Origin of the sequence: Nonomuraea sp. NPDC050680 (assembly GCF_040654555.1) — a bacterium.
Taxonomy (GTDB): Bacteria; Actinomycetota; Actinomycetes; order Streptosporangiales; family Streptosporangiaceae; genus Nonomuraea.
In genome coordinates, this window is record NZ_JBFAIF010000002.1 from 620,234 (window position 1) to 643,227 (window position 22,994).

19 protein-coding genes are annotated in these 22,994 nt (G+C 70.7%); 6 read left to right on the plus strand and 13 right to left on the minus strand.

From position 1 onward, the window contains the following. The first annotated feature begins 30 nt into the window (after positions 1 to 30). The 3 genes from AB0H88_RS09355 (at position 31) to AB0H88_RS09365 (ending at position 5,752) form a co-directional block, all read left to right on the plus strand. Positions 31 to 1,143: an exonuclease SbcCD subunit D gene (locus AB0H88_RS09355; protein ID WP_357642803.1), complete on the plus strand. Its 1,113-nt coding sequence runs from the start codon at positions 31 to 33 to the stop codon at positions 1,141 to 1,143. Beyond that, positions 1,144 to 4,758 carry an SMC family ATPase gene (locus tag AB0H88_RS09360; RefSeq protein ID WP_357642804.1) on the plus strand — a complete coding sequence of 1,205 codons (3,615 nt, stop codon included), beginning with the start codon at positions 1,144 to 1,146 and terminating at the stop codon, positions 4,756 to 4,758. A gap of 64 nt (positions 4,759 to 4,822) precedes the next feature. Then, positions 4,823 to 5,752 carry a dihydrodipicolinate synthase family protein gene (locus tag AB0H88_RS09365; protein ID WP_357642805.1) on the plus strand — a complete coding sequence of 310 codons (930 nt, stop codon included), beginning with the start codon at positions 4,823 to 4,825 and terminating at the stop codon, positions 5,750 to 5,752. Between the two features lie 112 nt (positions 5,753 to 5,864). Here the strand turns inward: AB0H88_RS09365 and AB0H88_RS09370 are convergent, their stop codons facing one another. From AB0H88_RS09370 to AB0H88_RS09390, 5 genes are read right to left on the minus strand one after another with little or no spacing between them, the layout of a single operon-like run. Further along, positions 5,865 to 6,161: a DUF6879 family protein gene (locus AB0H88_RS09370; RefSeq protein ID WP_357642806.1), complete on the minus strand. Its 297-nt coding sequence runs from the start codon at positions 6,159 to 6,161 to the stop codon at positions 5,865 to 5,867. A 31-nt stretch (positions 6,162 to 6,192) separates the two neighbouring features. Further along, positions 6,193 to 7,068, minus strand: coding sequence for a carbohydrate ABC transporter permease (locus AB0H88_RS09375; protein WP_357642807.1), 876 nt, complete (start codon positions 7,066 to 7,068; stop codon positions 6,193 to 6,195). Next, positions 7,065 to 7,949, minus strand: coding sequence for a sugar ABC transporter permease (locus AB0H88_RS09380; protein WP_357642808.1), 885 nt, complete (start codon positions 7,947 to 7,949; stop codon positions 7,065 to 7,067). Before AB0H88_RS09380 ends, AB0H88_RS09375 begins: the two co-directional genes overlap by 4 nt. Further along, positions 7,946 to 9,250, minus strand: coding sequence for an extracellular solute-binding protein (locus AB0H88_RS09385; protein ID WP_357642809.1), 1,305 nt, complete (start codon positions 9,248 to 9,250; stop codon positions 7,946 to 7,948). Before AB0H88_RS09385 ends, AB0H88_RS09380 begins: the two co-directional genes overlap by 4 nt. After that, positions 9,247 to 10,143 carry a PfkB family carbohydrate kinase gene (locus tag AB0H88_RS09390; RefSeq protein WP_357642810.1) on the minus strand — a complete coding sequence of 299 codons (897 nt, stop codon included), beginning with the start codon at positions 10,141 to 10,143 and terminating at the stop codon, positions 9,247 to 9,249. Before AB0H88_RS09390 ends, AB0H88_RS09385 begins: the two co-directional genes overlap by 4 nt. 161 nt (positions 10,144 to 10,304) lie before the next feature. Here AB0H88_RS09390 and AB0H88_RS09395 point away from each other — a divergent pair, with 161 nt between their 5' ends. Next, entirely contained in the window at positions 10,305 to 11,426 is a 1,122-nt protein-coding gene (locus AB0H88_RS09395) for a LacI family DNA-binding transcriptional regulator (RefSeq protein WP_357642811.1), read from the plus strand. A 258-nt stretch (positions 11,427 to 11,684) separates the two neighbouring features. Here the strand turns inward: AB0H88_RS09395 and AB0H88_RS09400 are convergent, their stop codons facing one another. The 3 genes from AB0H88_RS09400 to AB0H88_RS09410 form a co-directional block, all read right to left on the minus strand. Then, on the minus strand, positions 11,685 to 13,118 hold the full coding sequence (locus AB0H88_RS09400) for a vanadium-dependent haloperoxidase (RefSeq protein WP_357642812.1): 1,434 nt from the start codon (positions 13,116 to 13,118) through the stop codon (positions 11,685 to 11,687). 285 nt (positions 13,119 to 13,403) lie between these two features. Further along, positions 13,404 to 14,027 (minus strand): HAD family hydrolase, encoded by a 624-nt coding sequence (locus tag AB0H88_RS09405; RefSeq protein ID WP_357642813.1) that lies wholly within the window; start codon positions 14,025 to 14,027, stop codon positions 13,404 to 13,406. Positions 14,028 to 14,110: 83 nt separating this feature from the next. Next, positions 14,111 to 15,112 (minus strand): SIS domain-containing protein, encoded by a 1,002-nt coding sequence (locus AB0H88_RS09410; RefSeq protein WP_357642814.1) that lies wholly within the window; start codon positions 15,110 to 15,112, stop codon positions 14,111 to 14,113. Positions 15,113 to 15,257: 145 nt separating this feature from the next. Between AB0H88_RS09410 and AB0H88_RS09415 the strand changes: the two genes are divergently transcribed. Further along, complete coding sequence (locus AB0H88_RS09415) at positions 15,258 to 16,547, plus strand: MFS transporter (protein ID WP_357642815.1); 1,290 nt, start codon at positions 15,258 to 15,260, stop codon at positions 16,545 to 16,547. Between the two features lie 95 nt (positions 16,548 to 16,642). Here AB0H88_RS09415 and AB0H88_RS09420 read toward each other — a convergent pair whose 3' ends face one another. The 4 genes from AB0H88_RS09420 to AB0H88_RS09435 form a co-directional block, all read right to left on the minus strand. Next, positions 16,643 to 17,521 carry a hypothetical protein gene (locus AB0H88_RS09420; protein ID WP_357642816.1) on the minus strand — a complete coding sequence of 293 codons (879 nt, stop codon included), beginning with the start codon at positions 17,519 to 17,521 and terminating at the stop codon, positions 16,643 to 16,645. Between the two features lie 53 nt (positions 17,522 to 17,574). Beyond that, entirely contained in the window at positions 17,575 to 18,420 is an 846-nt protein-coding gene (locus AB0H88_RS09425; RefSeq protein WP_357642817.1) for a TauD/TfdA family dioxygenase, read from the minus strand. Positions 18,421 to 18,551: 131 nt separating this feature from the next. Next, entirely contained in the window at positions 18,552 to 18,992 is a 441-nt protein-coding gene (locus AB0H88_RS09430) for a GNAT family N-acetyltransferase (RefSeq protein ID WP_357642818.1), read from the minus strand. Positions 18,993 to 19,142: 150 nt separating this feature from the next. Then, complete coding sequence (locus AB0H88_RS09435; protein ID WP_357642819.1) at positions 19,143 to 20,357, minus strand: hypothetical protein; 1,215 nt, start codon at positions 20,355 to 20,357, stop codon at positions 19,143 to 19,145. 53 nt (positions 20,358 to 20,410) lie between these two features. Here AB0H88_RS09435 and AB0H88_RS09440 point away from each other — a divergent pair, with 53 nt between their 5' ends. Continuing rightward, entirely contained in the window at positions 20,411 to 21,751 is a 1,341-nt protein-coding gene (locus AB0H88_RS09440; RefSeq protein WP_357642820.1) for a citrate synthase, read from the plus strand. Positions 21,752 to 21,826: 75 nt separating this feature from the next. Here AB0H88_RS09440 and AB0H88_RS09445 read toward each other — a convergent pair whose 3' ends face one another. Beyond that, positions 21,827 to 22,942 carry a serine hydrolase domain-containing protein gene (locus AB0H88_RS09445; protein WP_357642821.1) on the minus strand — a complete coding sequence of 372 codons (1,116 nt, stop codon included), beginning with the start codon at positions 22,940 to 22,942 and terminating at the stop codon, positions 21,827 to 21,829. Between the last annotated feature and the right edge of the window lie 52 nt (positions 22,943 to 22,994).

Below are 22,994 nucleotides of genomic sequence, written 5' to 3' on the forward strand. Positions count from 1 at the left end.
TTGTCGGTGAGACCTGTTAGCTTCCTGCGAATGCGGATCCTGCACACCTCCGACTGGCACCTGGGGCGTTCGTTCCATCGCGAGAGCCTGCTCGAAGGTCAGGCCGCGTTCATCGACCACCTCATCGAGACGGTGCGCGCCGAGCGGGTCGACGTGGTGGTGGTGTCGGGCGACGTCTACGATCGCGCCCTGCCGCCGGTCGACGCGGTCGCGCTCTGCGGCGACGCGCTGCGCCGCCTGATGGGCACCGGCGCCCGCACCGTGCTGATCAGCGGCAACCACGACTCGGCGCGCCGGCTCGGGTTCGGTGCCGACCTGATCGACGCCGCCGGGGTCCACCTGCGCACCGATCCGTCCCGCGCCTGGGAGCCGGTGCTGGTGGACGACGTCGCCTTCTACGGCATCCCCTACCTGGAGCCCGAGCTGGTGCGCGGCCCCTGGGAGCTGCCCGACCGCAGCCACACCGCCGCGCTGTCCCACGCCATGGCGCACATCCGCGCCGACGCCCCGCGGCACCGCCACTCGGTGGTCCTGGCCCATGCCTTCGTCACCGGGGGAGAGGCCAGCGACAGCGAGCGCGACATCAGCGTGGGCGGGGTGGCGCACGTGCCGCTGTCGGCCTTCGAGGGGGTCGACTACGTCGCGCTCGGCCACCTTCACGGCCGCCAGCGGATGTCGGAGACGGTCCGCTACTCCGGCTCCCCCCTGGCCTACTCCTTCTCGGAGGTCAACCAGAAGAAGGGGTCGTGGCTGGTCACGCTCGGCTCTTCGGAGATCGACTTCGTGCCCGCGCCCGTGCCCCGGCCGATCGGCCGCCTGCGCGGTCAGCTGGAGGACCTGCTGACCTCCTCGGCATACGACGATGTGGAAGACCATTGGCTGCAGGTCATACTGACCGACGCGATCCGCCCCAAATCAGCCATGGATCGGCTGCGCGCCCGCTTCCCCCACACGCTGGCGCTGTCCTTCGAGCCTTCAGGCGGCGCTCCCGTCTCCCAGCCCGCCCGCCTCAGCGGCCGCCCGGAGGCGGAGGTGGCGCTCGACTTCATTCGGGAAGTACGCGGCGAGCCTGCCGGACCTGACGAGGAAGACCTGCTAAGACAGGCGGTCGAGGCATCCAGGGTGAAGGAGACGATGGCGTAGATGCGGCCGCACCGGCTCACGCTCACGGCCTTCGGGTCCTTCCCCGGTTCGGAGACGGTCGACTTCGACGCGCTGGCGGAGGCGGGTCTGTTCCTCGTCCACGGGCCGACGGGCGCGGGCAAGACCACGATCCTCGACGCCCTCTGCTTCGCCCTCTACGGCCAGGTCCCTGGCCAGCGCAACAGCGCCCGCGCGCTGCGCTGCGACCACGCCCCGCCGTCCGTCGGGCCCTCGGTCTCGCTTGAGGTGTCGCTGCGGGGCCGGTTACTGCGCATCCAGCGTTCTCCGGTGTGGCAGCGGCCCAAGCTGCGCGGGTCCGGGTTCACCGAGGAGAAGGCCAAGGTCATCGTCGAGGAACGGGTCGGGTCCGCCTGGCACGGCCTGACGACCCGCTCCGACGAGGCCGGCGACCTGGTGGGCGGGCTGCTCGGCATGAACGCCGACCAGTTCTGCCAGGTCGCGATGCTGCCGCAGGGGGATTTCGCCAGGTTCCTGCGCGCCGATGGGGATGACCGGCGGCGGCTGCTGGAGCGGCTGTTCACCGTGAAGGTGTTCACCCAGACGGAGACCTGGCTGGCCGAGCACCGCAAGGCGGCTTGGCGGGATCAGCAGGAGCTGCGGCAGCAGGTGGACTTCGCGATCCAGCGCCTGGAGGAGGCGGCAGGCGACCTCTCGGCTGCGGACGCCGGCGCCGCGCTCGCCGCTGACGTCGCCCTGTCCGGTGCCGATGCCGCCGCGTCTGGTGCTGCCGCGCCCGGTGCCGATGCCGCCGTGCTTGGTGCTGGCGTCGCCGCGCCCGGTGCCGATGTCGAGCCGCCTGATTCGGACACCGACCCGCTGGGGTGGGCCGGAGCGCTGCTCGCCGCCGCCCGCGCCGTCGTCGTCCGGACGGCCGAGCAACACGCGGCGGCCGGGCACGCCCTGCGCTCGGCGCGTTCCCGCTTCGAGCAGGCGACGTCGCTGGCCGACCGCCAGCGCCGCCACGCCGAGGCCCTGACGTTGCGCCGCACCCTCGACGAGCGAGCCGAGGAACGCGCCGAGCTCCAGGCCATCCTCGACGACGCCGCTCGCGCGGACCGCGTGCTTCCGCTCATCCGGGCCGCCCGCCAGCGCGCCGAAGCCGCCGCCAAGGCCCACTCCCTGGCCACGGACGCCGTCGCCCGCGCCCACCCCCTGCTGAAAGCCACCCCGCCCAGCGGACCGAGTCTGGTCGGCTGGGTCGAGCCCGAGCGGCTGCACGCCATGGAGCGAGACCGGCAGGCAGAGATCGCCCGCCTGTCGGAGCTGCTCACCGAGGAAGCCAGGCTCCTGGTCGTCCGCCGGGACCTGCAGCGCGTGGAGGATGAGCTGACCGGGCTCGCCGCCGAGGACGAGACCGCCGCCACCCGGCTCGCCGCCCTGCCCGCGCTCGTCGAGGAGGCCGAACGCCAGCTGGCGCGGACCCGGCTGGACGCTGCCAGGATCCCGGCGGCCGAGGCCGTACGGACCGCGGCGGCCGAGCTGATCGCCGTCGACCGGGAGCTGGCCGGCCTTGCCGCGGAGCTCGACGGGCTCACCCAACGCGAGGCCGAGGTGGCCGCCGCCGACGCGGAGCTGCCCGTACGGCTGGCCGACGTCAATGCCCGCCTCGCCGAGGTACGTGCCGAGACGGCCGCCATCCCCGCCGCCGTCGCGACACTCGACGCGGCCAGGGCCGTACGAGATGCCGCCCACCGGGCCGAGGCGATGGCCGCCGAGCTGGAGTCCGCCGCCGCCGACCACCAGTCGCTGGTGGACCGGGCCCAGGGCCTGCGCGAGCACTGGCTGGACGTACGGCAGGCACGCATCGACGGCATGGCCGCCGAGCTGGCGCGCGACCTGTCCGACGGCAGCCCGTGCTCCGTGTGCGGCTCCGCCGACCACCCCCACCCGGCCTCGCCCGCCCCCAGCGCACCGTCCGCCGACGACGAGCTGGCAGCGGAGCGAGCCCACGAGGCGGCCCTGTCCGAACGTGAGGCGGCCGAACGCGCACTCGCCTCCCTGGAGTCCCGCCACGCCGACGCCGTGTCGGCGGCGGGCGGCCTCGACACCGGCACCGCGGAGACCGCGGCGCTCCAGGCCAAGGAGGAGCTGGCCCGCCTGGAGGCGATCGCCGAACGCGAGCCCGCACTGGCCGCCGAGCTGGACCGCGTCGAGACGGAGCGCGACCGCGTCCGGGACCAGGCCCGCGAGCTCGGCGAACTACTCACGGCCCACCGCACCCACCGCACCCACTTCCAGGCCGAACGCGCCCGCATCGTCACCCGCCTCCTCCAGAGCGGCCTCCTCGACACCGACACGCGGGTTCGCGGTGCAGCCGACGTCGATACCGAGCTGGCGCCCTCCGTGCTGGCCGTGGTCGAGGAGGAAGTGGAGCGGCTTCGGGAGTCGGCCGGGCGGGAGGCCGGGCTGGCGCGGGAGGCCGCCGGGCTCAGCCAGGAGCGGGTGGCGCTGGAAGAGCGGGCGCGCCGGGTCACCGCCCGCCTGGCCGCCTGCCGTACCAGGCAAGAGGAGCTCAGCGGTGACACGGGGCGGCTCACCGCGCGGCTCGACAGCGCGCGCGGCGACGACCCCACGCTCACCGCCCGCCTGTCCAGGCTGAACGACGAGGCCCAACTGCTACGGGAGGCCCTGGAAGCCACGCAGGCGGCCGTCGCCACCGAGGCGGAGCGGGTCAGCGCGGTGGAGGCGGCCGTACGGGTGGCTCTGGAGGCGGGGTTCGGCGACGTGGCCGACGTGGAGGCCGCCGCCAGGAGCGAGTATGAGCGGGACGGCAAGGCCGAGCTGCTGCGGCGGCTCGACGCGCAGCACGCGGCCGTGACCAGCACGCTGGCCGATCCCGAACTGGTGGCCGCCGCACGGCAGGACGTACCCGATCTGGCCGCCGCCGAGGCGGCGCGCGACGAGGCCGAGCAGGCGCACACGGCGCTGGCGTCGGCCAGGGACCGGGCCGCGCGGCGGGAGGAACGGGTGGCCGAGCTGGGCGCGGAGCTGGCCGCGTGCATCGAGCGGTGGCAGCCCGCCGCCGACCGGCACCGGCTGGCCGAGCGGCTGGCGGCGCTGGCCAGCGGTACGTCGAGCGACAACCAGTGGAACATGAGCCTGTCGTCGTTCGTGCTCGGCGAACGGCTCCGGCAGGTGGTCGACGCCGCCAACGAGCGCCTCGACCACATGTCGGCCGGACGTTACCTGCTGCGGCACGACCTGCGGAAGACGGCCGGGGCGAGGGGGCGTTCAGGAGGCGGGCTGGGGCTGCGCGTGGCCGACGGGTGGACGGGCGTCGATCGCGACCCGGCCACGCTGTCGGGTGGGGAGAGCTTCATCACCTCGCTGGCCCTCGCGCTCGGCCTGGCCGACGTGGTGACCGCCGAAGCGGGTGGCGCCGAGATCGGCACGCTCTTCGTGGACGAGGGCTTCGGCACGCTCGACGAGGACACGCTCGACGGCGTGCTCGACATCCTCGACGGGCTACGCGACGGAGGGCGGGCGGTCGGCATCATCAGCCACGTCGCCGAGCTGCGATCGAGGATCCCGGCGCAGCTCAGGGTGTCCAAGGCGCGCACCGGCTCCACGCTGTCGGCAGTCGGGGTGGGCTGACGACCGGTCCTGCTTCCTGGATCGCCTGTCCCTGTCGCACCGATATCTGATGGTATTTCGGCCTATGACGCCACTTCTTACGCGAAAGACCCTCGGTGGCACGTGGGGCACCATCCTGCTGCCGCTCCGCCCCGACGACTCCATCGACTTCGCCCGGCTGGCCGACGAGCTGGACCGGCTGGCCGTGGCGGGACTGGACGGCGTGTACGCCCACGGCACGGCGGGGGAGTTCCACGCCATAACCGACGAGGAATACCAGCAGGTCAACGAGCTGCTCGCGGAGCGTTGCGCCGGCCTGCCGTACCAGATAGGCGCCAGTCACATGAGCGCCACCACCTGCCTGCGGCGGGTGGAGCTCGCCCGTGAGCTCCACCCCGGGGCCATCCAGGTGATCCTGCCGGACTGGGCGCCGCCGTCGTTGGCCGAGGTGGTGGCCTTCCTCGAGCGGGTCGCCGAGGTCGCCGACCCTGTGCCGCTGGTCCTGTACAACCCGCCGCACGCCAAGACCCGCCTCACGCCCGCCGACTTCGGCATGCTGGCCGCACGGGTTCCCGCGCTGGTCGGGGTGAAGGTCGCGGGGGGCGATGCGGGCTGGTATCGCGAGATGGGGAACGAGGCGGCCGAGCTGCCGGTGTTCGTGGCGGGGCACACCCTCGCCACCGGTACGGAACTGGGCGCGGCGGGGTCCTACTCCAACATCGCGGCGTTCAGCCCGACCGGCGCCATGGCCTGGCAGCACCTCATGCGCACCGACCCGGCGGCGGCGCGCGACGTGGAGCGCCGGATCGGCCTGTTCTTCGCCGAGCACGTCCAGCCGCTGGCGTCCGATGGCTACGCCAATCCGGCGCTTGACAAGTTCCTCGCCCATGTCGGTGGCTGGGCGGACATCGGTACCCGGGTCCGCTGGCCGTACCGGTCGGTGGAGCAGGAGCACGCCGAGCGGCTCCGCCCGATCGCCAGGACGGCCCTGCCGGAGCTGTTCCCCGAGCCGTAGCAGGCGGGAAGCCGAGAGCCGAGAGCCGAGTGCCAAGGAGCCGGGAGCCGGGCAGGGGTCGAGCGCCGAGAGTCGAGAGCCGACGCAGCCTGCGCCCGGCACCCAGCCGGGCTCACCCGCCCTTCACAACGAGCTGAGCCACCTTGATGCCGTACCTCGTGTAGTCGGACGGCGGCACGGACACGATGCGGACTCGCTGCCAGGTCTTCCCGGATGCGACGTCGCGGCTGATCTTCTCCACCCAAGACCGATGCCACGCGTAGTCGTCCGACTCGCCGGCCTGCCACTTGCGGAACGGCTCGGCGCCCACGGTGCTGTTGTAGCGCTCGCGGAGCTCGAACCGGAATGCGCTGGTGGTGAAGGTGGCGAGCAGGTCGCCCAGCTCTGCCTCGGACAGAAGCACGATCACCCCTGGGGGAAGTGTGGCAGGAGGTCCTGGGTCACTTGCCCACCCCTTCCGTGAGGCCGCGCAGGAACTGGCGCTGGCCGATCAGGAACAGCACGATCGTCGGCAGCGCGGCCATGGTCAGCCCCGCCATCATCACCGGCCAGTCCGTGAGCAGGCGGCTCTGCATGGCCATCAGCCCGACCGGCAGCGTCTTCAGCGAGTCGTCACTGACGAACACCAGCGCGAACGCGAACTCGTTCCACGCGAACAGCGCCTGCAGCAGCGCCGCCGACACCAGGATGGGCCGCGACATCGGCAGGATGATCCGCCAGAAGATCTGCGTGGTGGACGCGCCGTCGATGGTGGCCGCCTCGTCCACGGAGCGCGGCAGCTCGATCATGTACGCCCGAATCAGGAAAATCGTGAAAGGCACCCGAAAAGCGGTATAAAGCACGATCAATGCCCAGTACGTGTCGAAGAGCCCGATCGACGTCAGCAGGCGGAAGAGGGGGATCAGCGCCACCGTCGGCGACAGCAGCAGCCCGCCCAGCACCAGCAACGCCACCCCGTTCCCGAACGGCAGCCGCAACCGGCACATCCCGTAAGCCGCCCACGCGCTGATCAGTGTCGTGGCCACGATCGACGCCGAGGTGACGATCACGCTGTTGGTGAAGTAGCGGACGACCCCCAGGTCCCAGGCCCGCGCCCAGTTGTCCCAGCGCAGCTCGCCGGGCAGCCCCCACGGCTGGTTGAAGATCTCCTGGTTGTCCTTGAACCCGCTGAGCACCATCCACAGCACCGGATAGAGCACGGCGATCCCGAACCCGGCCAGCAGGCTCCACCCCAGCAGCCGCCCCGCCACCGCCCGCAGCCGTATGGGAGCCTCCGCGCGTACCACGGCCGGGCGGATCAGGCTGGTCGAGATCACGAGTCGTACCTCCGGCGGCGGGACACGGCCAGTTGTACGGCCGCGATGGCGAACGTGATGACGAAGATCACCGTGGCCACGGTGGCCGCGTAGCCCATGTCGTCCTCCATGAACGCCTTGCGGTACAGCCACGTGCCGAGCACCTGGCTGGAGTTGTCAGGACCGCCGGCCGTCATCACCATGACCTCGTTGAACACCAGGAAGGCGCCCGAGATCGTGAGGATGACCACCAGCGTCGTCATCTCCCTGACCATCGGCAGCGTGATGGAGAAGAACGTACGCACCGGGCCGCCGCCGTCGACCTTGGCGGCCTCGTAGTACTCGCGGGGGATGCGCTGGATGGCCACCACGAACAGCACGGCGGTGTAGCCGACGGACTGCCACTGGCTCATCGCGATGACGCTCCAGATGGCCGAGCCTTCCTCGCCCAGCCAGGCCCTGGCCAGGTGGCCGAGACCGAGGCCGTTGAGCGCCTCGTTCAGCAGGCCGTACCGGGGGTTGTACAGGAAGGAGAACAGCACGCCCACGACCGTGATCGACATAGCGGCCGGGATGAAGTACAGCGTGCGCAGCAGGCCGCGCGTCCGCCGCCCGACGAGCTCCTCCAGCAGCGCGGCCAGCACCAGCGACAGGCCGCCCTGGAAGACCAGTGAGACCACGGCGTAGGCGGCGTTGTTGCTCAGCGCCCGCCAGAACACCGGGTCGCCGAACGCCTCGGCGTAGTTGTCCAGGCCCACGAACCGGGGCTCGGGCGAGAAGGCGTTCCAGGAGAACAGGCTCAGCCGCAGGTTGTCGGCGATCGGGTAGTAGACGAACACCAGCAGGAGGACGACGGCGGGCAGCACCCAGGCCCAGGTCCGCCACCGCCTCACCACGGTCACCCGACTTCCTTCCTGGCCTTGGCCGCCGCCTTCTGGACGCCGGCCATGACCTGCTCGGGAGTACGGGAGCCGGACAGCATACCCTCGACTCCGGACAGGTACGCGCCGGCGACCTCGGCGTTGGTGATCGTGTCCAGCCAGATGGCGAAGCTGCCGGCCTGGCCGATGTCCCGCAGGGCGTCCGTGAGCTGCGGGTAGGAGTTCGCGGAGGTGGCCGAGTCCTTGACCGGGCTGAGCCAGCCGATGTCCTTGGTCATCGTGGCCGCGTTCTCCTTGCTGGACAGGAACTTCAGGAAGTCCACGGCCAGGCCCGCGTTCTTGCTCTGGCCGTTGACCAGGAAGCCGTCGGGGGCGCCGGTCAGCGCGTTCGTGTCGCCAGGGGCGTTCGCCGGGGCAGGCAGGCGCAGGAAGCTCCAGTCGAGCTCCGACCTATCGAGCACGTCGAACTCGACCGACTCCAGGTAGTGCATGGCCGCCTTCCCGGACAGGAACTGCGCCTGCGCGGTCTCGTGCGACAGCCCGTTGGCGTCCTTGGTGCCGCAGCGGGACACCAGATCGCCGAACTGCTTGAGCGCCGTGACGTACCCGGGATCGGTGAAGGCGCCCGTCGCCGGGGCGTAGTCGGTCTCCAGCGTCTTGGGGGATACGTCGTAGGTGTTCAGCTGGGTGATGAAGTGGATGGCCGCCCAGCCGTACTGGTTGCCGAAGGCGATCGGCTGCACGCCCCCGGACCTGAGCGTGTCGCAGGCGGTCAGCAACTCCTCGAACGTCTTGGGCACCTGTACGCCCGCCTTGGTGAAGACCGCCTTGTTGTAGGCGAGGTACTTGCCGTCGAGGTCGACCGGCATGCCGTAGTACTTGCCGTTGTACTGGAACGCCTTCAGCGCGGCCGGCGCGAACGTCGAGCCCCATGGGGTGTCCGGCCCGATGACGCCGGTCAGGTCGGCGGCCAGCCCGGCCCGGACGAACTTGTTGGCGAAGTCGCCGGCCCAGGAGAAGTAGATGTCCGGCAGGTCCTTCGACGCCGTGAGCACCCGGATCTTGTCCTTGTACGGCTGGTCGCCGACCTGCTCGAGCTTGATGTCCACCTTCGGATTGGCCGCCTTGTACGCCGCCACGACCTTCTCGAAGTAAGGCGCGTACTTCGGATCGGCGAACTTGGTGACCATCGTCAGGGTGCCCGACTTGTCCTTGGGCGCGGACAGGTCGGCCTTGGCGGGCGCGCCGGCCGAGCCGCCCCCGCAACCGGCGGTGACCAGCGCCGTGCCCAGCAGTAGGGCGGTCCAGCGATGCGTGTTCATGGAGTCTCCTTGGTGCTTGGCAGGGGGGCTTCGTGTCCGAAGGCGCCGTAGGAGGTGCAGGCGTGGGAGGCGTAGGCGGTGGCCGCGACGGCCAGCGCGGCCAGGTCCTCGCCGCGGGCCAGGCCGACCAGCAGGCGGGCGATGAACGCGTCACCGGCGCCGAGCGTGTCCACCACGGCGACGGCCTCGGCGGCACCCCAGGCGACCACGTCCTCGTCGCCCTCTAAGACTCCAGCGGCTCTGGCGGCTCTGGCGGCTTCGGCGGCTTCGGCCGCTTCAGAGACCAGGACGGCGCCGTGGGCGCCGAGGGTGACCGCCACCGTGGCCGGGCCCAGCGCCCTGACCCGCCGCGCCAGCGCGAGCGCCTCCTCCCGCGAGCCGGACGGGCTGGACAGGATCGCGATCCCGGCGTGCCGGGCATGCTCCTCGACGTAGTCCCACGGGCGTTCGGAGAAGTCGAACGACAGCCGCCTGGTGTGCGCGGCCAGCTGGTCGAGCTGGCCCTCCAGGAACGAGCACTCGCCGGTGTGCACGATGTCGGCCGCCGCCAGCCGTACCAGATCCGCGGGGGAGAGGCGGAAGCGCGAGACGCCCTCGCGCCCGCCGGTGAACTTGCGCTCGCCCGCGACGAGACGGACGGTGGCGAAGGCGTTCGGCCCGTCCACCGTCCGCAGCAGTGACAGGTCCACGCCTTCGGCGGCCAGGGCGTCGCGCACCACGCGCCCGGCCTCGTCGGTGCCGACCGCGCCCAGGTAGCCCGACTCGGCGCCCGTACGGCGGGCGTGCACGGCGACGTTCACGGCGTTGCCGCCCGGATACATGACGCCGAGATCGGGATAGCGGTCGACGACGTTGTCCCCGACGGCCACCAGGCGAATCAAGCGTGGCTCCACACGGTCTCCTGTGACTGGGAAGGTTCTCACTCGCTTGAGTGAGAACGTTCTCAATCGCTGAGACGCATGTCAATAGCCCTCGCGAAATCCGCTACGGTGATCGCCTCCCGTCAGTGGGAGCATGATGGTGTGGACACGATCTAGCAGCACCGGGGGTGCGGATGAGCGGCAGCGCTCGGCGGAGCATGCCGTCGATCGAGGTCGTCGCCAAGGAGGCAGGGGTCTCCACCGCGACGGCCGGGCGGGCACTCGGCGGCTACGGCTCGGTGAGCGGCAAGAGCCGCGAGGCGGTGCTGGCCGCGGCCGAACGCCTCGGCTACCGGGCCAACAGCCTGGCGCGCAGCATGATCACCGGGCTGACCCACACGCTCGGCGTGCTCGTACCCGACATCGAGAACCCGTTCTTCTCCCGGGCCCTGCGCGGCATCGCGGACGTGGCGCACGAGCGCGGCTGGGAGGTGCTGCTGGTCAACACCGACGAGGACCTCTCGCTGGAGCGCAAGGCGCTCGGCGTGCTCACCGAGCGGCGCGTCGACGGCCTGGTCGTCGCGCCCACCGACACCGCCGACCGCGACGCCCTTCAGGACGTCATCGATGCCGGCATCCCGGTCGTCCTGCTCGACCGGCGGGTCCCGGGGCTCGACGCCGACACGGTCGGCATCGACAACCGCGCCGCCGCCAAGGACGCCACCGAACGCCTGCTCGCGCTGGGACACCGCAGCATCGCCTTACTGACCGGCGGGGATGAGAAGCTGCGGCCCCGGCTCGCCCGTCCGGGGCTGCGCGGCGTCGAGCGCCTGGGCGCCACCACGGTCGGCGCCCGCGCGGCCGGATACCGCGACGCCCTGGTCGAAAGCGGTATCGAGCCCCGGCCCGAGCTGGTCAGCGCCGAGGGCTTCCGCAGGGAGGACGCCGCCGCGGCCACGACCCGCCTGCTCGGGCTCCCCGACCCGCCGACCGCGATACTCGCCCTCGACAGCCTGCTCGCGCTCGGGGTGCTCCAGGCGCTGCGGCGGCTGGGACTGCGCTGTCCCGCCGACGTGTCGCTGGTGGGCTTCGACGACGCCGACTGGGCGGAGGCGATCTCCCCGCCGCTCAGTGTGGTGGCCCAGCCGGTGTACGAACTGGGGGCGGAGGCGGGCCGCCTGCTCCTGGACCGCGTCCACGGCACCGACCGCCGCCCCGTACACCGCCGCCTGCCCACCCGCTTCGTCGAGCGTGAGTCGGCCAGATCCGTTCGGACGCCCGCCGGACTGACGGGCAGAGACTCGACGTCCCCGTAGGCGACGCAGGCCCCGCCCGCCGACGTTCGCTGACGCAGGCCCCGTTCGCTGACGCAGGCCCCGCCCGCCGACGTTCGCTGACGCAGGCCCCGCCCGCCGACGTGCGCTTACGCAGGCCCCGCCCGCTGACGTGCGCCGACGCAGGCGACCCGCCTCGAGGCGCGTCGAGGCGCGCCGCGCTCCCCGGAGCACGACGCGCTCGACGCCGGGTGTCAGCCGGGTGTCAACGGAGGGTGTCCCAGAAGTCGCCGTTGTGCCTCAGCCGCGTCCCGACCAGTAGGCCGCCGCGCGCTGCCACGCCGCGTCGCCCACCGCCCGGCCGAGGGCCCGGCCCTGCAAGTCGCCGGCTCGGAAGTGGATGCCGCCGTATCTCCGCGATATCCCGGCCTCGTCGGCGGCGGCGCTGAAGGTAGGCCAGCGCAGCGTCAGGTCGCCGGCGGGGCTCACCCCCGGCTCCACCTGCGACGAGCCCTTGGTGATCAGCGCCTCGCCGCCGAACGCGTCGCCGCCGGTGAAGCGCCGCAGCACCTCGGCCGCCGCCGCGCTGAACGTGCTGTGGCCGGAGACGTACTCGGCGAACGGCGGCGTCGGAAACGTCGGCACCTGATAGGGCACCCACGTCGCGCCGTCGATCACCCGGCCGCCCCAGGTCGCGATCTGCTGCCCCTGGTAAAGGAAGCGGACCGCGGTGATCGGGCGTACGGAGTCGAAGACGCGCTTGACCTCCCACGAGGCGATCCCGGCGTCCTGCACCGAGTTGGCCAGCGCGAAGAACATCTTCACGTCCTGGTCCAGGCCATGATGGTCACGCGCCGACACCTGCTGGGCGAACAGGCACCAGTGGCCGGGCGGCGTCTCGCTGTTGGGGCCGTCGGCCCAGTATTCGGCGATCGCCTTCTGGCGGTCGGTCAGCGCGGCGGTGCCCGCCACGATCTCGGCGGCCTGGGCGCGGTAGGCGGCCGTGCCGTACGTCGCGGGCGCGGGCACCTTGTCGGCCAGGTCGCGCGCGTGGCCGCTGAAGGAGGCGACCCCGCCCCAGTGCGGCGCGAGGAACGGCGGCGTGACCACCACGCCCGCCTTGTTGCGGTAGGTGAGCGGCTGCCAGTGGCTCGGATCGTTGACCGTGGTCAGCGGATCGGCGACCACCATCGGCGCGTTGACCGGCGCGTAGCCGGTGGTGTCGGCGTAGCCGCCGAGCTGGTTGGAGCCGTCGGCGTGCCGGTATTCGAGCACGGCCGTGCAGGCGGCCAGGCCGGTTTGGGCCGGCTGGCCGGACTGGTCGGCCGGGTCGTAGCCCAGCTCGGTCATCAACCCGTCGAACACCGCCCGCTGCGCCGGATAGAGGTCCACGGCCGCCTGGTGGGCCGCGTAGCTGATCGCCTGGGCCCGGTTCGCGTCCGTGCGTTCGGCGGCGGGCCGCCGCAGCGTGCCGCCCAGCCGGGTGCCGACGGCGACCGGATCGTAGGCGGCCCACGCGTCATAGGCGCAGGTGTGCACGGTGGCCAGCGCTCTGGCCACCTGCGGCGGTCCCAGCGCGCCGCCGCGCACCGCCGCCAGCAGCGCCGTGTTCCACCTGACCACCACGTTGGGCTGCGCGGCCGCCGCCGGGTGGGCGGGTGTGACCGGTAAGACGAGCGCGGTGGCGGTCACCAAGGTGAGCGCTGCCGCGCGTAAGGACATCAGGACGGGCATGGCAAGTCTCCTCGCATCGTGGGCCCCCGTGCGCCCCGGTATGGAGAGGCTAGGCTTCCATGCTCGAACTCACTTTCGAGCTATCTCGCGGGTAAGAGCTGCCTTCCCCATGGGTCCGGCACTCCCGATGCGCCTCCTTGTTGCCGGGTCAGGAGGCGCACGTAGCGGTGGCCCGCCCCGTGCGGGTTCAGCGGGCGTATTCCTGGAGGTCCTCAGCCACGTGCGGTGGGTGGGGCCGGCCCATGCTTGCCGTACCAAAGAAAGGCAGGAAGCGGAGAGCCACGCTCAGACAGAAGCCAGCAGAGACGGCAGGAGAGCCAGGTCGGTGACGTGGGTGGCGGGGGAGAGGCGTGAGGGGTGGACCAGGCCGCTGACCAGCGCCAGGCAGCGCATGCCCGCCGCCTCCGCCGCCCTGACCCCGTAAGCGCTGTCCTCCACCACCACGCACCGCTCCGCTGGCACCCCGAGCGCACTCGCCGCGAACAGGAACAGATCGGGCGCGGGCTTGCCCCGCTCCACATCCTCGGCGCTGAAGACGTTCCCGGCGAAGCGCTCCGCCAGTCCCGTGAGCTCCAGGCTGCGGCGGATCTTCGCGTGGCTCCCGTTGGACGCCACGCACACCGGCACGCTCAGCAGGTCCAGCGCCGCCACGATCCCCGGCACGGGAACCAGCTCCGCCGTCAGCGCCGCCTCGTGCGCCGCCGTCAGCCGCTCGCGCCACCCCGCCGGAACGTCGCCGACGGCCCGATCCCACTCCTCGTCACTGCAGCCCACGAACCGGGCGGCGTACTCCGCTTCGTCGATCGACCACCCCAGCTCGCGCAGTGCCGCCGTGCCGACGCGTACTGAGAGGCGCTCGCTGTCCACGAGCACCCCGTCACAGTCGAAGATGACGAGTTCGACCGGCAAACCCAGCTCCTTTCCCCGCGCTGCCGCCGGGCGGCGGAGCGCCGCCCGGCGACGCGATCAGCGGTCCACCTGGAACGTGTGGATCAGTAGTCCACCTGGAACATGTAGTTGCGCTTGTCGAGGTCGTGCCCGCGCACGGCCTCGTAGTGGCGGGCCAGCCGGTCCATGAGCACGGCGATCGCCAGCGGAGACACCTCGCCGCGCAGCGCCTTCGGGACGCCGGGCAGCGTGAGGTCCGCCGTGTCGATGTGGAAGGTCTTCTTGGTCGCGTACGTGTCGAGGAAGCGCATTGCGCGTTCGGCCATGGCCCGCGACGGGTCCTCGCCGAGCAGGTTGATCACCGCCACGTCGTCGTTGACCACCTCGAACGCGCCCTGGAAGAACTCGCCCGAGTTGAAGCCCGCCGCGTGCTTCCACTGCATCTCCTGCAGGAAGCACATGGCCAGCCCGTACGCCCAAGCGTAGCTGGGGCCCGAGCCGAGCACGTAGGTGATCGGCTCGTCCTTCAGCGTCTCGGCGATGACCCGCGCCCGCTCCTCGCCCTCGTGCGCGGCGGTCACCAGGGCCTCCGGGAGCGCGTCGAGGGCCTGGTCGAGCAGTGCCCAGTCGCGTTCCACCCCAGACCTGCGCAGCAGGGCATAGGCCGCCAACTGCATGAACAGATCACTCTTGCCGGTGAAGGCCACGTCGGCCGCCTCGGCCAGCGGGCCGCCCTCCTGGGTCACCACGACCACGGTCGCGCCGGTGCTCCTGGCGTACTGCGCGGCCGCGACGGTCTCCTTGGTCTTGCCGGTGTATGAGGCCAGGAAGACCAGGGAGCCCTCGCCCATGCGCCGGGGGCGGGCGGTGTTGAGCTCGTCGCTCTGCAGCTTGTAGACGGGCCAGGTGCCTTCGCGTTCGAGCAGGTAGTGGGCCGGGTAGGCGGCGATGAGCGAGCCGCCGGCGCCCACGAAGAACACATTGCGCAGACCCTTGTCGATGGCGTCCGAGACGAGCTCCGCCAACTGGGGGCGCTGATCGAGCGTCGCGCGGATCTTGTCGGCCAGGTCGGACTCGATCGGTTTGAGCGGCAGCAGGTCGGTCACAGGGGACTCCTTTTGAGAACGTTCTCAGTCAGACGTTGATAACGTTCTCACTCAGACCGAGAATGAGTCAAGAGGTCGCTTGGCAGCCCAGCTGATAGCGTCTGCGTATCACTCCGCAAGACGCGAATTCGCATAGTGAGACGTAATGTCGCTTTCCCCCACAATCGGGACGACGCCCAGCCGATCGAGGGTCGCGGCCGCCGGCCTCATCGGCACGGCCATCGAGTTCTACGACTTCTACATCTACGGCACCGCCGCCGCGCTGGTGCTCAACACCGCGTTCTTCCCCGGGATGGATCCGGTGGCGGGCAGCCTGGCCGCGTTCTCGACGTTCGCGGTGGCGTTCATCTCCCGGCCGCTCGGTTCGGCGGTGTTCGGCCACTGGGGCGACCGGAGCGGGCGCAAGTCCATGCTCGTCGTCTCGCTCCTGGTCATGGGCCTGTCCACGGTCGCGATCGGCCTGCTGCCCGGCTACGCGGCCATCGGCGTCGCCGCGCCGGTGCTGCTCGTGCTGCTCCGTTTCACGCAGGGCATCGGACTCGGCGGCGAGTGGGGCGGCGCCGCGCTGCTCGCGACCGAGCACGCGCCGCCGGGCAAGCGCGGGCTGTACGCGATGTTCCCGCAGCTCGGTCCGTCAGTCGGGTTCATCGTGGCCAACGGGCTGTTTCTGCTGCTGGGGGAGGTGCTCGGCGACGAGCGGTTCGGCAACTGGGGCTGGCGCCTGCCGTTCGTGGCGAGCCTGCTGCTCGTGCTCATCGGCCTGTACGTACGCCTGAAGATCGCCGAGACCCCGGTCTTCCAGGCCGCCATGGACCAGCACCGCATCGCCAAGGTGCCGTTCGCCGGCCTGATGCGGCAGCAGTGGCGCCGCGTGCTGCTCGGCGCCGGCGCGATGACGATCGCGTACACGCTCTTCTACACCGCGACCACTTACTGTTTGGCGTACGGCACGCAGACGCTGAAGATCCCGAAGACCACCATGCTCGCGCTGACCATGATCGGCGTCGTGTTCATGGTGGCGGGGACGGTGGCGTCGGCGATGGTGTCCGACCGCTTCGGCCGCCGCCGCACGCTGCTCACCGGGACCGCTGCGGCGGTCGTGTGGGGGCTGGTGATGTTCCCGCTGATGGAGACCCGGTCGGTGGCGCTCGTGGGGGTCGCCCTGGCCGGCGCGCTCGGCCTGATGGGGCTGGTGTTCGGGCCGATGGGGGCGTTCCTGCCGGAACTGTTCCGAACCGAATACCGCTACAGCGGCGCCTCGATCGCCTACAGCCTCGGCGGGGTGCTGGGCGGCGCGGTGCCGCCGCTGGTGGCGACCGGCCTCCAGGCGAGCGGTGCCGGCGTGCTGGGCGTCGGGGGGTACGTGTCGGCGATGGCCGTACTGAGCCTGCTCTGTCTGCTCGGCCTGCCGGAAACGGGGGAGCAGGCCCTCTAGAGATTCAGTGGCGTCCGCATGCTCAGCCCCTTACCGGGCCTTTCCGTTCGGCGATCAGAGCTGCCAACAGCCGAGCCCGGAGCCGAGGAGGTCGATCAGAGGTTCCAGCGTCCGAACTCGGAGCTGAGGCGGTCACCGATGCGCCCGGCCTTGGGGTAGAAGTCGGCGTAGAAGTCCTTGCCGCACTCGAGGTCGTCGAGCGCGGCCTTGATCTCCTTGGCGAGGTACTGATTCGCGGCCGCCTGCGACAGCCGTGCCTGGTAGACGGTGTTCTCGCCGGCGTCTTCCTCGGCCTGGCCCTGCTTCTTGGCGATGGCGTTCATCTGCGCCGAGAACTCTCGCCAGCCGCGCTCGCTCATGCTCGTCGGGCTGACGGAGTCCACGCGGTAGCCCTTGCCCTTGACGCAGTCACCCATGGTCGCGGCCAGTTCGACCAGCTTGGGGTCGCCGTTCAGCTCACGTTCGTAGGCGGCCTTGTAGGCATTCTCGTACTGCTCGTACTCGTCGTCCATGCTCTTGACGACCTTGCCGGTCACGTCCTTGAGGGCCTTGACGTGGCAGCCGTCGAGGACCTTGCCGTAGCTGCGCAACTGCGCCTTCGACAGCGAGTCCCTGATCGGGGTGTTGGGGTCGTCGTCGCGGGTGTAGGCGGCCTGTTTTTTGAAGGAGGCGGGGTTGGCGACCGGGTAGAAGACGTTGAAGCCCTGCTTCGAGCGCACCCGCTTCATGGCCTCGTAGTCGCCATTGGCGGCCTTGTCGTTGTCCGTCTCCGGCTTGGGCTGCGGGACCCAGGCGACGTAACGAAAGCCCTTCTGCTTCATACAATCGGCGATGAGCGACTGAATCCTCTGCGGCTTGTCTGACTTGCCGCTTACGGCCGTCGCCTTGGCATGCTGCGCCTCAGGGCTGGAGGAGCAGCCGGCGAGCGTGACAGCGCACAGCATGGTCAGGGCAAGAGTCGATCTCTTGAACATGCGGGAGACCATACTCCGTTAAACGAAATATGGTCAACTTTTCTTGGGGATGCTCAGTCCAGCCACATCCGAGCCAGGCGGCGACGGGCGCGCGGGTCCTCGGTGAACGCCGTGCGGCCGTGCAGCACCACGTCATTGTTGACGAGCAGAAGATCACCTGACCGCAGCGGGAAGCACAGGACCATGTCACGGTCGGCGAGGATCCCGTCGAAGGCGTCCAGGGCGGCCACGGCGCCGGATGCCAGCGGCTTCCCGGCGGCTTCCTGGCCGCGTTCGATCCAGTGGCGGTTGTACTGGACGCGGAGCCGCCCCGCGCGCCACTCGAAGACGGGGTAGACGCGGTCGAAGTTCGAGACCGTGCCCGCGCCGAAATGGAAGTCCGCGTAGAGCTCGGCCAGTAGGTCGGGCCGCTCTTCCAGCAGCCGATCGTGTACGGCGTGACCACTCACCAGCAGGGATTCCCCGCCGTGGATGGCGGCGCGGAGGCAGAGCAGGCCCAGCAGGTGCGGCGGTCCGGGCGGCCCGCCCCGGTCGGTGTGGAAGGCCAGCTCCTGGTCGTCCATGCCTCTGCGCGCGTTCTCGCCGGTGGTCACCAGGCCGGCCTTCTGCGTACGCGGGGTGCCGATGAGCGAGCCGAACGTGTAGCACAGAAGATCGATCTGCTCCTCGGCCCAGCCCGCGATCGGCCATCCCCGGACCACCACCAGGCCGGGACCCGCTTCGAGCGCGGCCTTGGCCCTCTCGGCCAGGAGCGTCAGTGCCGGGAGGTGGAACTCGGGTTGGGTCCGGGTGGCCATCGCGGTGAGCGGTTGGTCGATGTGGAGCAGCCAGTCCTGTTCGCGCAGGGTGGCCGGGGTCCATGCCGTGAGGCCGCCTACCGGTGCCGCGTTGGTCCGCATCGTGGTCTCTCCCGGTGCTCGTGCCGCCTGCTTCTACGGCCTACCCGCCCGGGGGCCGGGTCCACGCGTCGGCCGCTGGAGGAGAGATCCGGGCAGGTCCGCGAGGTCCGGCCGCCGACGCGGAGCCGTGATCAGACCGAGCCCAGCTCCTTCTGGTAGCAGCGGGTCAACGGCTGGTCCACGTACATCCCGTACGACTCGACAAGCACATACCCGCTGCTTTCGTACAGAGCTATGGCCTCAGGCTGCCTGATCCCGGTCGCCAAGCGCACCGTCTCGTAGCCCATGCCCCGAGCCAGATCCTCCAAGGCCGCCAAGAGCTGCCTGGCGATCCCCTGCCCACGGAACGCGGGATCCACGTACATCCGCTTGAGCTCCCCCATATCCGGACCCGCCGGCTGGATGGCACCGCACCCGGCGGCGTGTTGCCCGGCGTAGGCGACGAGGTAGCGGGCCTGTGCCTTGACGACGGAACGCCCCTCGGGTCCGTAGCGCTTCACCAGCTCGTCGAAGGCGGCGGCGAGCAGGGCGGTCAGGTCGTCGTCGGCAACGGTCCGTTCCTCGATCTGCATGCGCTCATGCTATGAGCCGCCACACCTGCCGGATCCGGACGAGGGCGACATCCCTCGGCCATCTGGGGGTCGTCGGCCAGGGGATTCACGCGTACTCCGGGAACATCGGCCGGGGGACTCACTCGTACTCCGCGAACATCGGCCGGGGTTTCACGCGTACTCCGGGAACAGCAGTGCCAGCTCCCGCGGATACCCCGCGATCAGCCGGAGTTCGTCGTCCGTGAGCGGTCGGCCGGTCATCGCGTTGCAGAGCTGCACCAGCCGGAACGCCAGGTCCTCCTCCTGTACGTTCACGCCGAGCCCGTCCATGACGTGCCAGAATCCGGCCTTCCCGCCGTACTCGCCGGTGAGCACGACCCGCCCGCCGCGCGCGTGCCAGTCCTCGGGGAACGGCCCGAGCGTCGCCTCGTCGTACAGCTCGTAGTTGCCGTGGTCCTTCAGCGCCCCGTCGGCGTGGATGCCCGACTCGTGCGCGAACGCGTTGCGTCCCACCCCCACCTGGTTGTACGGCAGAGGCTGCCCGAACGCGTAACTCGCCCACAGCCCGAACCTGCGCGCCCATGACAGGTCGATGGCGTCACCGATCTCCGCCTCCAGCCCGAAGCCGTGCTCGAAGGCGAGGATCGTGGACAGCAGGTCGGCGTTGCCGGAACGCTCACCGATGCCGTTCACGCAGGTGTTGATCCACGCGTCCTGCCCGGCCTCCAGGTCGCCGAGCGCGCCCGAGATGGAGTTGGCCACGGCCAGGCCGAGGTCGTTGTGGCAGTGCGTCTCGACGGGCATCCCGGTGGCCGAGGCCAGTTTGGCGAAGCGTTCGCGGATCCGGTCGGGGGTGTCGCCGCCTATCGTGTCGCAGTAGCGGACCCGGTCGGCGCCCGCCTCCTTGGCCGCCAGCGCGAACTCCAGCAAGAACCCGTCATCCGTCCGCGACCCGTCCTCCGCGTTGACGCCCACGCTCAGCGCGCCCGCCGCCTTGGCCGCCCGCACGGCCGCCGTCATCTCCCGCATGATCGCGCCGCGGTCGAGGCGGCCGCGGAACTTGTTCTGGATCATGTAGTCCGAGGTGGAGATGGACAGGTTGTAGTGCCTCAGGCCGAGCGGCGCCGCCTTCTCCACGTCCTGCGGCACACCGCGGCACCAGCCCGACAGTCGCAGCTCGCCGAACGCGCCCGCCTCGGCCAGCGCCGTCTGCGCCCGTACGTAGGGCACCTCATGGAACAGGAAGGGGAAACCGATCTCGGACTGAGCCACCCCGAGCTTGGCCAGATAGAAGTTGACCATGGTCTTGCCGAACTTCGACAGGCCGGTGCGCGCGGTCTGCACGCCGTCTCGGTTGGTCACGTCAAGGAAGTGAACTTTGGGCATGACCACACGTTGACATGCCTGCTCAATGTGTATCAATATTGATTTTCATCAACATGGGAGGCTTGGGCGTGGAGTGGATCGACGCGGCGACGGCGGCCGAGCGGCTCGGCGTGAAGCCCGCCACCCTTTATGCGTACGTGAGCCGGGGCGTGCTCAAGCGACGTCACAGCGAGGACCGGCGCAGCCTGTTCGACGCGGCGGAGATCGAGCAGCTGGTCCGTCGCGGGCGGCCGCGCAGCCAGCCGCCGGAGCTGGTCATCGAGTCCGGCATCACCGCGCTCGGTCTCGACCGCCCGTACTACCGCGGCCGCGACGCCCTCGCCCTGGCCCGAACCGCCGACTTCGAAACGGTGGCCGAATGGCTGTGGACAGGCGACCCCGACGCCTTCGCCTCGGACCATGTGGCGCGGAGTCGGGTACATGCTCCAGAGCTCACCGACAGTGGGGTGCGGGGTCGGGTGCGTGATTCCGAAGCGTCGGGCGGCCCGGCGGGGGGTGGCGTGCGTGATTCCGAGGCGTCAGATGGTGCGGCGCGGGGTTGGGCACACGATCCGGAGACGTCACAGGCCGCAATCGCGGCTCAGCGCGGCCTCCCCGAGGGGCTGCCGCTCCTGGACCGCCTCCAGGTGATCACCACGGTCCTCGGCGCCTCAGACTCCCTCCGCTACCAGCTCGATCCCGCCTCCGTCGCCGCCACCGGCCGCCGCCTCATCTCCGGCCTGGTCGACGCCCTCCCAGCTCTCCGTACCCCCGACGGCGAGTCGATCGCCGAGCGGCTCTGGTCCCGTCTGTGCCCGCAACCCGCGACCCCCGCCCTCCTGGCCGCGCTGCGGGCCGCGCTCGTGCTGCTCGCCGACCACGAGCTGGCCGCCTCCACGCTGGCCGCCCGGGTGGCCGCCTCCGCTCGCGCCGACCCGTACGCCGTGGTGCTGACCGGCCTCGGGGTGCTCGGCGGCCCCCTGCACGGCGGCGCGTCCCACGCGGCCGAACGGCTGCTGGCCGAGGTGAACGAACCCGGCCAGGCCACCCGCGTGATCGCCGAGCGAGTACGGCGAGGCGAGCGCATCCCCGGCTTCGGCCACAGCGTCTACAAGAACGGCGACGCCCGGGGCAGCCTCCTGCTCGACCTGGTGACGGAGGCCGCGCCGGATCACGAACGCCTCGCCGCGGCGCGGGCCGTACTCGCCGAAGTCCGCCGGCGACGCCTGCCCGAACGCAACATCGACTTCGCCCTCGCCGCCCTCATCGGCGTCGCCGGGATGGTGCCCGGGTCCGGCGAGGCGATCTTCGCGGTGGCCAGGACCGCTGGATGGCTGGCCCATGCCATGGAGGAGTACGCCAAGGGCTCCCTGCTGCGCCTGCGCGCCTCGTACATCGGCCCGCTGATCAGGTGACGGCTCTACGGGGGGCCGTCCACTTCGCCTTTGTCAGCAGGCTCAGAAGCGAGAGCCTGCGTAGTGGCTCCAGGATTACCCGCCGGGCTGCTCTGAGGCGGAAGCGTGCGTCCCGCTGGGCGTAGACGTAGGGCAGAACACCGACTTGAGGGCTTGGTCGATGCGCTTCCCCGCAGCGGCGCGCTCGCCATCATCCATGGCTACCGTCACGGAAACCGCGAACTGCAGCCTCCCGTCCGGGGAGGTGTAGGTTACGGCGACGAAGCCGGGGGCGCTACCACCGCGCGGCTGGAAACCGGGGTTGCCCGCGCACGGACCGCCCGGCGGCGGCGACTGCTGACCGGGCACCGGATCCGTAATCACGTCGCGCAGGGAGTCCGGCAGCAGCTTGCCCTGACTGAACGCGCGCTGGAAGGTGCTGACGTCGCGCGCGGTGGAGATCACGCCGCCGGCGCCCAGCAAGGTGGTGGCGTTGAGCATGTCGACATCGAGCAGCTTGCCCGTCTCATCCGGCATATAGCCGTGCCCATGCGGGCCCTTGATCTCCGCGGCGGCCTTGACCGGCAGGTAGGTGTCCCGCATGCCCAGCGGGGTGAAGATCCTTCGATTGAGCTCGGTCGCCAGCGAACGCCCGGTCAGCTTTTCGATGATCATGCCGAGCAGGATGTAGTTGGTGTTGGAGTAGTTGAAGGTTCCGATCTGTGACGGCCGTTCCCGCTTGCGGGAGGCGGCCACCAGGTCGACGGGGCGATACGTGACCGTGGGGTCAAGTGGGCGGATATCGGGACCGAGGAAGTCGGGGATGCCCGAAGTGAGCTGGATCAGGTTGCGTACCGTGATCTCGCCGGCTCGTTCCACCAGATCCTTCTCCGCCATCTCGGGGAGCACCTCGCTGAGCGTGTCGTCCAGCTTCAGCTTGCCGCTCCGCACAAGTTGCAGGGCAACGGTGGCGGTCATGTTCTTGGTCTGCGAGCCGATCCGGTAGCGGGCGGTGGAGGGGACCGCGCCACCCCTGCCGTCGAGCAGCCGGGATCCGGCCGATCCCTTCCCGACCCGCTTGCCGTTCACGTACACCTCGCCGATGGCGCCCACGACGTGGCCTGCCTTCACCAAGGCCGCCATCGCCTCCTGCACGTCACCTACCTTCTTGACGGGGGCGTTATCCGCCGTGGCGATGGCTGGCGCGGACACGCTCAGAGCCAACGCCGCGCATGCCGCCGAGATGACGCGTGCGACTGCCGAT